This window comes from Cellvibrio sp. PSBB006 (assembly GCF_002162135.1).
GTDB lineage: Bacteria > Pseudomonadota > Gammaproteobacteria > Pseudomonadales > Cellvibrionaceae > Cellvibrio.
Map to the genome: position 1 here is coordinate 435977 of NZ_CP021382.1, position 13024 is coordinate 449000.

Annotated in this window: 13 protein-coding genes; 8 read left to right on the forward strand and 5 right to left on the reverse strand. The window is 51.8% G+C overall.

The annotated features are described in order from the left end of the window. Window positions 1–15 precede the first annotated feature (15 nt). The 4 genes from CBR65_RS01940 to CBR65_RS01955 all read right to left on the reverse strand — a co-directional run bounded on the left by CBR65_RS01940 (window position 16) and on the right by CBR65_RS01955 (window position 4920). Complete coding sequence (locus CBR65_RS01940; protein WP_087465298.1) at window positions 16–882, reverse strand: PP2C family serine/threonine-protein phosphatase; 867 nt, start codon at window positions 880–882, stop codon at window positions 16–18. Between the two features lie 175 nt (window positions 883–1057). Continuing rightward, window positions 1058–3982 (reverse strand): insulinase family protein, encoded by a 2925-nt coding sequence (locus CBR65_RS01945; RefSeq protein ID WP_087465299.1) that lies wholly within the window; start codon window positions 3980–3982, stop codon window positions 1058–1060. A 43-nt stretch (window positions 3983–4025) separates the two neighbouring features. Beyond that, window positions 4026–4643 carry a tRNA-uridine aminocarboxypropyltransferase gene (locus tag CBR65_RS01950; protein WP_087465300.1) on the reverse strand — a complete coding sequence of 206 codons (618 nt, stop codon included), beginning with the start codon at window positions 4641–4643 and terminating at the stop codon, window positions 4026–4028. Next, complete coding sequence (locus CBR65_RS01955) at window positions 4627–4920, reverse strand: GIY-YIG nuclease family protein (RefSeq protein WP_087468871.1); 294 nt, start codon at window positions 4918–4920, stop codon at window positions 4627–4629. Before CBR65_RS01955 ends, CBR65_RS01950 begins: the two co-directional genes overlap by 17 nt. Window positions 4921–5023: 103 nt before the next feature. Here CBR65_RS01955 and CBR65_RS01960 point away from each other — a divergent pair, with 103 nt between their 5' ends. Then, on the forward strand, window positions 5024–5341 hold the full coding sequence (locus tag CBR65_RS01960) for a MazG-like family protein (RefSeq protein ID WP_087465301.1): 318 nt from the start codon (window positions 5024–5026) through the stop codon (window positions 5339–5341). Between the two features lie 30 nt (window positions 5342–5371). Next, the gene (locus CBR65_RS01965; RefSeq protein WP_087465302.1) at window positions 5372–6166 is read left to right on the forward strand and encodes a methyltransferase domain-containing protein; all 795 of its coding nucleotides are present in this window, start codon (window positions 5372–5374) and stop codon (window positions 6164–6166) included. Window positions 6167–6181: 15 nt separating this feature from the next. Here the strand turns inward: CBR65_RS01965 and CBR65_RS01970 are convergent, their stop codons facing one another. After that, on the reverse strand, window positions 6182–6706 hold the full coding sequence (locus CBR65_RS01970; protein WP_087465303.1) for a hypothetical protein: 525 nt from the start codon (window positions 6704–6706) through the stop codon (window positions 6182–6184). 267 nt (window positions 6707–6973) lie between these two features. Here CBR65_RS01970 and CBR65_RS01980 point away from each other — a divergent pair, with 267 nt between their 5' ends. The 6 genes from CBR65_RS01980 to CBR65_RS02005 all read left to right on the forward strand — a co-directional run bounded on the left by CBR65_RS01980 (window position 6974) and on the right by CBR65_RS02005 (window position 12870). After that, window positions 6974–7495 carry a lipocalin family protein gene (locus CBR65_RS01980; protein ID WP_087465305.1) on the forward strand — a complete coding sequence of 174 codons (522 nt, stop codon included), beginning with the start codon at window positions 6974–6976 and terminating at the stop codon, window positions 7493–7495. A gap of 124 nt (window positions 7496–7619) precedes the next feature. Beyond that, the gene (locus CBR65_RS01985; protein ID WP_087465306.1) at window positions 7620–9296 is read left to right on the forward strand and encodes a hypothetical protein; all 1677 of its coding nucleotides are present in this window, start codon (window positions 7620–7622) and stop codon (window positions 9294–9296) included. Window positions 9297–9363: 67 nt separating this feature from the next. Next, a complete protein-coding gene (locus tag CBR65_RS01990) occupies window positions 9364–9927 on the forward strand; it encodes a hypothetical protein (RefSeq protein ID WP_087465307.1) in 564 nt (187 codons plus the stop codon). Window positions 9928–10055: 128 nt separating this feature from the next. After that, complete coding sequence (locus CBR65_RS01995) at window positions 10056–11096, forward strand: agmatine deiminase family protein (RefSeq protein ID WP_198300856.1); 1041 nt, start codon at window positions 10056–10058, stop codon at window positions 11094–11096. After that, entirely contained in the window at window positions 11093–11974 is an 882-nt protein-coding gene (locus tag CBR65_RS02000) for a carbon-nitrogen hydrolase (RefSeq protein ID WP_087465309.1), read from the forward strand. Before CBR65_RS01995 ends, CBR65_RS02000 begins: the two co-directional genes overlap by 4 nt. Window positions 11975–12165: 191 nt before the next feature. After that, a complete protein-coding gene (locus CBR65_RS02005; protein WP_087465310.1) occupies window positions 12166–12870 on the forward strand; it encodes a GGDEF domain-containing protein in 705 nt (234 codons plus the stop codon). The last annotated feature ends 154 nt before the right edge of the window (window positions 12871–13024 follow it).

The following is a 13024-nucleotide window of genomic DNA, read 5'->3' on the forward strand; positions in this document are numbered from 1 at the left end:
GAAGCGCTATGTGCCTTATTTCACGATCGAGTAGAGCAGTACCAGCAGCGACACAACAGCGGCACCGTAAATCAACGCATCCCACCGGCGGCGGCCGGTGAGATAGGGAATCCATTGCCATATCGGCGCCAGAGGATGCCGACGGGTGAAGGGCGACTCGATGATTTGCAAGGTAATGTTGTCGTGACCGCCGTTGGTCAGCGCGGCGTGTAGCAATTGGTCGGCGGCTGTCTCGGTGTCTTTTGCATCACACAACACCTGGGCGATGGCTTTATCGTCCAGTTCATCGCTGAGTCCGTCACTGCATAGCAGAATCCATTGGTTTCTCTGCCACTGCCCGTGCACCATATCGACCCTGACATCCGCCAGTTCCTGCGAACCGATGCACTGGGTGATGATATTTTTCTCGGGATGGTTCTCCAGCTCTTCGGCGGTAATCGCGCCGGAATCCAGCAGCATCTGCACGTAAGAGTGATCGGTAGTCAGTTGTTCCAGGCGACCACCATCGGCAGTGTTGGTCCAGAGATACGCGCGGCTGTCACCCACCCAGGCCACTTCATATTCATTGTGATGGCTATAGAGAGCCACCACGGTCGAGCCCATACCCAGCGCGCCGACACCACGGGCAGCTGCCTCCAGTACGGCACGGTGTGACGCCTGAATACTGTCACTCAGGGACGTACTGGCATGTTTTTCACGAGTCTCTTTAACAGTGTCGCGGACAATAGCGCTGGCGACTTCACCGGCTTCGTGGCCACCCATACCATCAGCGACCAGCCAGATGCCATATTCCGGCAAGCTCAGATAACAATCTTCATTGTTATCGCGGGCGAGTCCGGGATGGGTGACGGCGCTGAAGTTGAGCGGGCGAGTGGGTATCATAAATTGAGCGTCAATGCTGTGGTCGTCTTGGTCATGGGTACATTGTTATTGGCCGCGAGGCGGTGTCATAGGGATTTATCCCGTATATCCCTATGACAAATTGTCGTTATAGCCTAAAGCAATATAGTTGACTTTAAAGCCGAAAACCATGTGGCCACGATTTTCCGTTTATGCATCACAAGGTTTTGAGTACCAGACCTAATTTATCGAGTGTCTCCCGCTGACCGTTATGACTTACCACGGCGACACTGGCGCGTTCCGGGCGCAAGTAGGTGGTCGCCACACGTTGTAAATCCGCCAGTGTCACCGCCAGTACCCGATTACGGAATTGCTCGCGTTTTTCGCGGGTACGCCCAAAGAGCTCCGCATGGTAGGTGCTCTTGGCTTCGCCCGCCGGGGAGCCGGGTTTATCGATACTGCCGATAACTCCGAGGATGGCTTCCTCCACGGATTGCCAATCGTGGGAGGTGCTCTGTAGCCAGTCCAATACTGCATCAAAATCTTTCAGCGTGTCGGCAAGGCGGGGGTCGCGATAGGAGTAGAACCGAAATGCCGCGCTGTGGTTATCCTGATTAGCGCCACCGCCATAGGCGCCGCCCTGTTCGCGAATGGTGCGATGTAGATAGCCGTTGCGCAGGAAGCCACCCAGAACGGTAAGTACTGCGGCATCCGGGTGATCTGCGGGTACTGTGGGGTAGGCTTTTACACAGAAGTTCACCTGGGTATTGGTGAGCCAGGCTTCCTGAATCTGTTCATTGACCGGTGGCAGATGGAAAGCCTGGAAATCAGCCGGTGCAGTATGGGCCGGCCAGCGTTGTTGCAGGTCGTGCAGGTAATCATCGAGGTGCTCTTGCTCACCCACCAGTAGGAATTGTCTGGGGGCTGCCAAAACCAGCTGATGAATGCGGGAAAGTTTGTCGGCATAGGCTTGCAGCTGTTGTTCATCATCCAGGCCGTTATCCAGCGCCTTGAGTGCCTGAATGCCTGCCAGACCACTGAGTTCATGGGTGAGTTTTGCGGCGGGGCTCATGCCTGCGCAGGCGGCGCTCATCGCCAGACTGTGGCCGTTGCCGGTTACACTCTGTTCACGCCGGGCACGGGTCTGGGCAACTAGTTCGCGCAAGCGGCTGAGCTCATCAAAACGAACCTCGGTCAGGGTTGTGTGCATCAGATCGCTCATGGCGCCATTGTTGCGGGTCAAGGCTTTGGCTGAAAGCGTGAGGTAAGCATCGATAGCCTGCACATCTTCTCCGCTGCCGCGCACACTGCTGAAGGCATTGATTGAACCCACCACCTCCGCCTGCCAGCGTTGGGTGGCAAGGTAGTCTTTGTCACCCACACCTAACTCGGTCATGGCAATACAATACAGCGGCAGGAGGGGTTTCAGTTCTGCGTCCAGAGCGGGCAGTTTGCAGGTGATCTGCTGATAGACGAGGCCATTGGTGCCGGCGCTGTAGCGGCGCAGCGGATAACCATTGAAGGTTTCATGGCTGCCACCGATGTAATGCAATTGTGGCGGTATGTCTTCCAGCCCGACTTTGGGCAGCAGGCTTTCATCGTCTTTGCGCAACTGGCGGGCCTGCAAGGCATGGCTGCGTTCGATGATGGCTTGTTTGTCAGTCTCAGTTAACCGGCTTTTCAGTTCGGCCAAGCGGTCAATTTCCGCCTGTTTGACTCGCTGGTTCATTTGCGTATCCGGGCGCAGGGTCAGGCGCACCCGATGGGGGTTATCGAGTAACAGCGTGCGCGCCAGCTGTTGGATAAAATCCGGTTGTTGGATCTTTGCGCGCAGGTCAGCCAGAGCGGTATCCAGATCCAGCAAAGCAATCGGATCGCCGCGATGGGTCGCGGCCGTGAGGCTGGTCATGATCAGCTGCAAACCGTAAGGATAGCCATCACCACCTACTTCACGTTGTTGCAATTCCAGCTGATGCAGAGAGGCTTCCAATAGTTGCTGGGGAACACCTTCCTCGGCAACCTGCTGCAGGGTATCCAGGATGAGTTGTTCGACCTTATCTACATCTTCCAGAGCGCAACCTTCGAGTCCACACACGAAAGCAATTTCATGTTGCGAGTCGTCCATGCCGCACAGAGGAGAGGGCGCTTGCCCCAACTCCGTGGTTTCCAACGCTTGTTGCAAGGGAGACGCGCTGTTGTCCAGCAACACGTTGGACAACAAGTGCGCTTCCAGGCTTTCAGCCAGGTTGGTGGTTTTCCCCAACAGCCAAGCCATGACTACGTGGGTCTTGTGGCTCAGATCGTCGTCTTCGCTCTCATCCAGGGGATAGGCTTCTTCAACACAGACCGGGGCGTAGTAACGCTTTTCGGCGGGCACGCTGATCAGGCTATCCAGTTGTTCAAAACGCGACAGCGCCTGGGATTCAAAACGCGCCTGATGGGTTGCGGCAGGGATGTCGCCATAGGTCATGAAGATGGCATTACTGGGGTGATAATGCGTCTGGTAGAAATGTTTGAGTTGCTCGTAAGTCAGGTCGGGAATATGTTCCGGATCGCCGCCGCTATTGAAGTGATAGGTCGTGCTGGGATACAGGTATTTACATAATGTATGCCACAGTTGGGAAGCCACCGAACTCATGGCGCCCTTCATTTCGTTATAGACCACGCCTTTGAATACCAGCTCTGAATCAGGATTATCGGCCTCGGCAAATTCCACCCGGTGGCCTTCCTGGGCGAAATCCAGTTCATCGAGGCGCGAGAAAAAGACCGCATCCAGATACACATCGAGCAGGTTATTGAAGTCCTTAAGGTTTTGGCTGGCAAAGGGGTAGGCAGTCCAGTCTGAACTGGTGAACGCATTCATAAAGGTGTTAAGCGAGCGGCGTATCATCATAAAGAAGGGATCGCGCACCGGGTAACGTTCACTGCCACACAGTGCTGTGTGTTCAAGGATATGGGCCACACCGGTTGAGTCATGGGGAACGGTGCGCAGGGCGACGAGAAACACATTTTCATTATTATCGGCGGCGAGGTGAATATGCTGCGCACCGGTAGCCTTGTGGCGGTATTCCTCTACCCGGATCTTCAGGGCTTCAACGTGTTGGCTGCGCAGTAACTCAAAACTGGGGTGGGCACTAGTCATAAAAAGGCTCGAAATCCTGTAGGTGAGAATGACTGAAAATAATTCAATGTCGGGGTGGCATAAACGCCTGCTGTTGTCGCACAAATCCTTCGAACGCTGCTAACAACGGAGCGTAATCCACCCGTGAATTTTCCAATTGCTGTAAAGCGTAACAACTTGCTTCCAGTGTGGAAAGCTGATTGTCTTTTTGCGCTTTACGGATAGCGTAGGCCGATGGAGGACAATCGGCTAATGACACGCGCGGCAGGCCTTGCAGGGGAGGGTTGAGGTACAGCATCTTCCGGCTTTTTCGCCAGGTACCGTCAATCACGATCAGGCGGATTTGCTCTGGCGGTGGCAAGGCCGGTAACGGCGCTGGTGCAAGCAGTTGAAGTGAATCTTCTGCAGGCGTTGGCGGATATAGCAGTAGATTGGTCTTGCTTTCCCGGCTCAACAGCGTGGCTAAAAAATCATCAGCAAATTGTTCGCCTTCAAACGTCTCGCTGTTGTGCAAGCTCATGTGAAGTAAGCGCGCCGTATTTTTTGCGTTATGCGTTTCCAGCGGGTGTTGCAGGATGACCACTTCCGTCAGGTTGGTTAACGGGGTAACCCAAGGACACAAACACGTGCGCAAGGGGCGCTGGCAGTGCGCACAATAACGGCGCTCAGGCTTGGTCGGCATGATCGAAAATCGTATTGAATTCGCTGAGGCGGAGCTGTTGTTCAGCCGTTTGTTGCAACAGCAAATGTTCTTTGGTTTGGCGGGATAATTGTTTGATTGCCGCTTCGCGTTTGCTGGCACTGCTGCGATCAGGGTGGGTTTCCAACAAGCATAGGCTGCCCGGTTTGCGACCACGAAAATAACGCGCCCCGGCTTTGCCGGTGCTATGCTCTCGCCACCGGCGCTGGATGTCTGTAGTGATGCCGGTATAGAGCTGGTTATCGGAACTGCGAATCATATAAACGTACCAGCTTTTTCCTGTGGTTGATTCAGTGGATGTCGCACAGGGTTTGGTAGTGTTCGACATAATGCAGCTGTGTTTGTTTAAGGTGAAATCATTCATGAAAAATCACACACTTGACCTGACCGAGATAAATCAGGCATTCCGTCAGCGCGCGGCGACTAAGGGCTGGCAAGCATACCACACGCCTAAAAACCTCGCCGCTGCGGTGGCCGTGGAAACGGCGGAGCTATTGGAAATTTTTCAATGGTTAACGGATGAGCAAGCGCAACAGCTTAAAGACGATCAGGATGCTAAAAACCGGGTTGCCGATGAGGTCGCGGACATTGTTATGTACCTGACAGAGCTATGTGTGCGACTCGACATTGATATGCCGACCGCCATCGCGCAAAAAATTAATAAAAACGCAACGCGTTAGCAATCGCTTATTTCAAGGTGATGTAAATCCATGGCTAAACAAAATGCATCGCAAGACCGCAACTTTGATGATCTGGCGGGGCGCTTCAAAAAAAATATTTATGGCGGTTTAAAAGGTGCTGTGCGTCTCGCCGTGTTGCAACGTGATTTTTCGGAATACATCCCTCATGTCCTTACTGCAGAAACGTCTCTGCGCATACTGGATGCCGGTGGTGGCCAGGGACAATTTTCATTAGCTTTGGCGAAAGCGGGACATCGGGTGGTGGTGTGTGATATCTCCGCTGAAATGCTAAAGCTTGCACGCGAGCAGGTTGAGGATGCAGGACTTCAGCAGCAGGTTACGCTGATTCATTGTGCCATTCAGGACCTGGGCGCGCACCTGGATGATGATCAGTTCGATTTGGTGTTATGCCATGCTGTCATGGAGTGGATGGCAGAACCGCAATCGCTTTTGCCGCATTTGTGTCAATACATCAAACCCGGCGGATGGCTGTCGTTGACTTATTACAATCGTCACGGATTGATCTTTAAAAATTTACTGCGAACCAATTTTAAAAAAATTATCGCGCAGGATTTTGGTGGAGCCAAAGGTAGCCTGACACCTATTAATCCGCTGGAGCCGCAGCAGGTTGATGCCTGGTTGGCGGAATTGCCGCTGACGGTTGTGACGCGCAGCGGTATACGCGTGTTCCACGACTACATTCTGGATGGGCAGCAGCGTGAGCGTTCGCCGGAAGAGCTGGTTGCTCTGGAATTGGCTTTATCGCGTCAGGAACCATACCGTTCCCTTGGTCGATATATCCACGTGATGGGGAAAAAGGATTAGTGGTTGCGGTATAGCCTACGAGGACTTTTCAATGCGCTTTAACAATAAGTCCCGAGCCAGGTTAACGCGGGCCGCCAGATAATCATTGCCGCCGCGATCAGGATGCAGCTTCTGGATCAATCGGCGGTGAGCGTCGTTAACCATCTCTGCGGTTATCTCTCCACGATGAATGTCGCCCTTAAGACCCAGAATATCCTGTGCCTCTTTGGCGTCCATTGTTGACGACTGCACAGGGCTTTGCGTCTGCTGGCGCTCTTGCCCTGGGTCCGGTTGCTGGCGATTTTTGTACTTGAGCCAAAAAGGTAAGAACTGCAAGCCTATGCCCAATAAGCCTCGCATAAAGGGAATCAACGCGCCGATGACGGCAAAAACCCAATGCATACGGCCGGTGACCGCCATCATGATCAGCATCAGGATTAATGCCCCGACAGCGCTACGCAACAGAATTTTGCGACGCTCTTTCGGCCCCAGATGCGCAATTCTCCGGTAACCCCAGAAGGCCCCGATCACCAGTAGAATCAACAAAATACTTTGTAACATTCAACAACCTGTCATTGCCCGCGAAATTGCAACCGATTATAGCTGTGCCAGGCAGGCTTTTGCAGCCATTTACGCGCGCCTGCGGAAAACATATACGTTATGTAAAGGCTGTACAGACAAATTTGCAAGACCGAATCAATGTACCCGCTTTTGGTATGGGTATTCATTTGTGATTGATCTGTCTGCGTGGACATCTACGAATATTCTGCAAGGCGTGCAGTGAAACCTTCTATAACTAAACGGTAAGAAAACGATAAGGAAAATATGATGCAAAAGTTTATGGCCCTATTGTTCATAACCAGTGTGCTTTTACTGCAAGCCTGTAGCCAATTGCCGGAAAATATCGAGCCGGTTACCGACTTCGACGTCAATCGCTACCTGGGAACCTGGTACGAAATTGCGCGGTTGGACCATTCATTTGAACGGGGGCTGCAACAGGTGACCGCCGAATACAGCCTGCGTGATGACGGCGGTATCAAGGTAGTGAATCGCGGCTTTGATACCCAAAAGCAGGAGTGGGATGAAGCAACAGGAAAGGCATACTTTGTGGGTGATAAAAACATCGGTCAGCTAAAGGTATCTTTCTTCGGCCCCTTTTATGGTGGGTACAACATTATTGCCCTGGATGAGGCGTACCAGTACGCCATGGTCTGCGGCCCCGATCGCTCCTATTTGTGGATATTGGCACGCACACCGGATCTGGATCAGTCGATCGTGGATAACCTGGTGAAAGCAGCCGGTGGACTGGGGTTTGCAACACAGGAATTAATTTACGTTGACCATGAGTGACAGTTAACGTCTGCCTCATAAAGGTGGATAATTTAATGGGCATCGGGGAGGTTTTTCGCTATGCTCACGGCAAATCATAAAGAAAAAGCTTCCTCGCTCTCATCTTATTCTTCAGAGGCTATGTATGCGTCTCAGCTCCGGTAGTAATGCAATTAGCGCACGTCTTATCCTGTTTTTATGTTTATCGATGTTATTGCTGAGTGCATGTGGTGGGGGTGGGGGCGGTTCCTCGAATCCGTTGGTTCCGCGCAGTTCGTCAAGCTCCAGCGCAAACAGCTCCTCTTCGGCGAGTGTTGCTAATCCGGTCATTGTTAGCGGCACAGTCACTTACGATTTTATTCCTTATAATGAAAATCATATTGGGCTCGATTACTCATCGACTGAAGCCAGACCCGTTCGCGGAGCGGTTGTGGAGCTGGTGAGTTCAGATGGCGTTTTAGCAACAACATCAACGGATGATAATGGGTTCTACAGTACAACCGTTGAGGCAAATACTGTTTTGCAGGTCCAGGTGAAAGCGCAACTTAAACGCGATCAAGCTCCAAGCTGGAACATGACAGTTAATGACAACACAGCGAACAACCGGTTGTATGCATTGGTGGGCAATGAAGCGAACGTCGGTGACAGTAATTCAATACGCAATTTGCATGCACCCTCTGGCTGGGACAGTGGCGATTACATCAGCTCACGTCCTGCCGGCCCTTTCGCCATTCTTGATGCTGTCTACACCGGCTTGCAACAATTTGTCACTGCCGGATACAACGGCAATTTCCCGCCCTTACAACTTCGTTGGAGTGTTAAAAATAACACGGCCGAAGGAGATCTTGCTCTCGGTGAGATTGGCACCAGTTTTTATTGGGGTGATGCGATTTATATTCTCGGTGAAGCCAATCAGGACACTGACGAATTTGATAGCCATGTCGTTGTTCACGAGTGGGGCCATTACATTGAAGATGCGTTAGCGCGCTCTGATTCTATTGGCGGCCCCCATCAATATGCTGATTACCTCGATATGCGCGTTGCCTTTTCCGAAGGCTTCGCCAATGCATTTGCGGCGATGATGCTGGATGATCCTATCTATCGGGACAGCAGCGGTTTCAACCAATCCAACAGTTTTATGTATGATGTGGGCGAAAAAAATCATCCCACAAAGGGCTGGTACAGTGAAGCTTCTGTTGAGTCGGTTTTATATAATTATTTCCTGAGTAGCACCAACAAAACCGCCAAGGACTTCTCACCGATTCTTTCCACGTTGACGGATAATTCTTATGTCAACGCAGAGAGTTTGGTAACGATATTTTTATTTGCTGAGCGCCTTCTTGCGCGTTATCCAGCACACCGCGATGCGTTTGAGAGCCTTCTTTATGAGCAGGATATTAATGCGGTAAACCAATATGCCGATGACGAAACCAACAGTGGTAGTAACAGTATTAACTTGCCGGTTTATAAAACCTTGGCAGTAGGTGGAGCGCCGACAAATGTATGCAGTACTTCGGAACACACTGATTACAATAAGTTGGGTATCTACCAATTTCTGCGTTTATCGATAACCCAGCGCGGTAACTATGCCGTGCGCGTTGAGCGATCCGGTGGTGACTTCGTCACGCAAAGTGACCCGGACTTTGTGATTTATTCGCGTGGTGCGGTGGTGGCTGAAGGTGCATCCACAACCAATAACGTGGAACTGCAAACAGTGACGTTGGAAACAGGTGATCATATTGTTGAAGTTGCCGACTATGAAAACGTCAATCGTTCAAGCGATGTTACCACCTGTTTTAATGTCTTTATCGCGCGTCAATAAATTGATCGCAATAGCTAAGTTAACTGTTGAGGTAGCTATGTTTAGGAAAATGTATTGGTTTAGGAAAATGTACGGTTGTTCCTGGTTGTTGATGAGCATGTTTGTTGTTGCATGCAGTAATGAATCAACCACAACGCAGCTTGAGGCGGATAAAAGCCCAATAGTCGAGCAATCACAAGCAACCCTAAAACACTCAACGGATCATTATAAAACTCATCACGGCAAACCCGGTGCAGAGGTAAGCTTGCGCGAAAATATCGTGCACCGACTTGAGCCGGGTGTTGATGCTGATGTGACCCTGGAGTTGGCAGCCTCTTACAGTGAAGGCGATATGACTGTCACCTTGGCTGGTAGCGATGGACTCCATGTTGTGGCTGGAGAAACTCACTACACCTTTTCGTTGAGCGAAACAGGTCATTACAGTATGCCGTTGCGTTTGCTGGCGGCAGAAGCGGGGCGCTATTACATCCATATGCAGGTGGCGGTCAATCACCAAGGGCGACAAACCATGCGCGCGCTTTCCGCCATCGTGCAAGTCGGCCCGGAAGCCCCATCAGACAGTCGCCAGAAAGCAGGTAGCGCGGACGATGTTATCCCTTTGCCAGCTCAGGAAACCATCATCCAGCAATAGTAAGTCCAGCTAATGATAAGTCTTCTCATTTACTGGCAGTCATCGCGTAATTCTGGGCTATAATGCCCGCCCATCTTCGGGTGCCCATATGGCACCTGCTTCTTTATATATATCACCGAGGTATGACTATGGCTGGCCAACGCCTTCTCGCCGAATGGGAACCCCAGGATGCAGTACTTCTTTCCTGGCCGCATAAGGGTACCGATTGGGACTGGATTCTGGAGGACGTGACCCAGCTCTACGAGGCCCTGGCTACGGTTATTTGCGATTATGCTGACCTGGTGATTGCCGCACCGGCCGAGGAGTTGGATCACATTCGCACGCGTCTCGCGGCGATGGATGCGCCCATGGAATACATTTATCTCTACCCAACCCCAACCAACGATACCTGGGCGCGGGACTTCGGTCCGCTTACCGTTGAAACGGCGGACGGCATGAAGCTGCTCGATTTTCAATTTAATGGCTGGGGGAACAAGTTTAAGCATGACCTCGATAACCAGATCACCGGCAACCTTTTTGAGCAGGGCGCTTTCGCTGCCGCTGCCTATGAAAAGCAGGATTGGGTCCTGGAAGGCGGCTCCATTGAAACGGATGGCAAAGGCACATTACTTACCACGGCTTCCTGCTTGCTCAATGCTAATCGCAATCCCCAATTGACACAGAGCCAAATTGAAACACGTTTAAAAGAAGCTTTTGGTGTACGCAAGATCAACTGGCTGCAACACGGACATTTGGCCGGTGACGATACCGACAGTCATATTGATACCCTGGCGCGGCTCTGCCCGAACAACGTGATTGTGTATGTTGCTTGTGATGATCCGGCCGATGAGCATTATGCAGAACTGAAGAAGATGGAGGCCGAGCTGGCCGGTATGACGGACGCGGATGGCGAACCGTATACCCTCATTCCCTTGCCTTGGCCCCACGCGATAGCCAATGACGAAAACCAACGATTGCCAGCAACGTATGCCAATTTTTTGATTCTGAATGAGGCCGTGCTGGTGCCCATCTATGACTGTATGGCCGATGAGGATGCATTGGAACAGATTTCCCAAGCTTTCCCCGGCTACGATGTGTTGGGCATTCCCTGCGCAACCTTGATTGAACAGGGTGGTAGCTTGCACTGTATCACCATGCAATTACCTGAAGGAGTTCTTGAGCCGTTATGAACCAGTTAAACGTCGGGCTTATTCAACATAGCTGTAGTGCGGATACCACCGCAAACCTGCAAAAAACCATGGCCGAAATTCGTCAGGCTGTGCAGCAGGGTGCTCAATTGATTGTGCTACAGGAATTGCATCGCGGTTTGTATTTCTGTCAGCAAGAGCAGGTGGAAGCTTTTGACCTCGCGGAACCTATTCCCGGTCCGAGCACTGACGCGCTGGGTGCGCTTGCCAGGGAACTGGGTGTGGTGATCGTCGCTTCGCTGTTTGAAAAGCGAGCAACCGGCTTGCATCACAACACGGCGGTTGTGTTGGAGAAAGACGGCAGCATCGCAGGCAAATATCGCAAGATGCATATTCCGGATGATCCGGGATTTTATGAAAAATTTTATTTCACGCCGGGAGACCTGGGGTTTAATCCTATTCAAACCTCGGTGGGTAAGCTGGGTGTATTGGTCTGTTGGGATCAATGGTTTCCGGAAGCCGCGCGGCTTATGGCTATGGCTGGTGCCGAGTTGCTGATTTATCCCACCGCTATTGGCTGGAACCCGGACGATGACAGAGCAGAGCAGGGGCGTCAACGGGAGGCCTGGATAACGGTCCAGCGGGGGCACGCCATTGCTAATGGGGTTCCGGTTATCAGTGTAAATCGTGTAGGTCATGAAGCCGATCCCGCCGGTGGAGCGGGAATAAACTTTTGGGGCAACAGTTTTGTTGCCGGCCCACAGGGCGAATTTTTGTTCCAGGCGGATACTCACGGCGAAGTAACCCAAGTCGTTGCGGTGGACATGGCACGCAGTGAACACGTTCGGCGAATCTGGCCATACTTGCGCGACCGCCGAATTGATCATTATGGTGATCTGGTAAAAATCTTTCGCGATTAGCTGATCAGATAAATCTTTATTTTGATTGCTGGATTTCAGAACTAACGCAAGGAAGCGTCATGGATGGATCTGGTCAACGTTGTCCGAAGAAATATTTGTCGTTCCCCTTCGCTTTTTATTCGATTGGCTGTTAAATCGGGGTCACTTTGCACAATAATATGCGCCGAGAATAACCAAACGAATACTCACTCATGAACAGCGACGCTCGCGAAGAAAATACGAATAATTCCACTGCGCGAGTTGAATGTCCTAACGGCGATTCAGCGTGCGGCTATCTCCGTGAAATTATTCAACTTCGCGAAGAAGTTGTCCGCCTAAACGAGCAGAATCGTACCGACGCACTGACCGGGTTATATAACTTTCGTTTTTTTAATGAAGTCATTGCGATAGAAATGGAGCGGACCCGTCGTTCGGGTCAGACCATGGCGTTGATCCTGTTGGATGTAGATCACTTCAAATTATTTAATGATCGATTGGGTCATGAGGCCGGCAACACTGCCTTGAGGCATATCAGCCGATTGATAGCGCAGACCGTGCGCAAGTTGGATATGGCTTGCCGTTTTGGTGGAGAGGAGTTTGTCATTATTCTGCCGGACACTGAGCTGGGGCAGGCGGTACAGGTTGCAGAGCGGTTGCGAGAGGCGCTTACCAGTGCACCGATAGCCATCGAAGATAACGAGCCCGTACTGCTTACACTCAGTGCGGGCGTAGATACCTATACGCCGATGTGTGGTGGTACGGCGGATAGTCTGTTGCGACGGGTTGACGCCTGGCTGTATCAAGCAAAACATCAGGGGCGCAATCGCGTGGCCCATCCCGTCCCCGAACAAAAAACGGCGGGCGCTGCGGTAACACCGGAAGAAAAGGCTGCGCTATTGGGATCGACCGGCCGATGAAGGCCGGGAAGCGCTAAGAGTGAACACTTTTTCACAGACAGTGTATTGATATTGTTCTCTTATATGTCAGCTCGACAGATGTGGAAGTATGGTCTATTGTTGATCCATGCGACATGTTGCGGGGATTATGCCGCGCTGTTAATCAGCCGCCGCG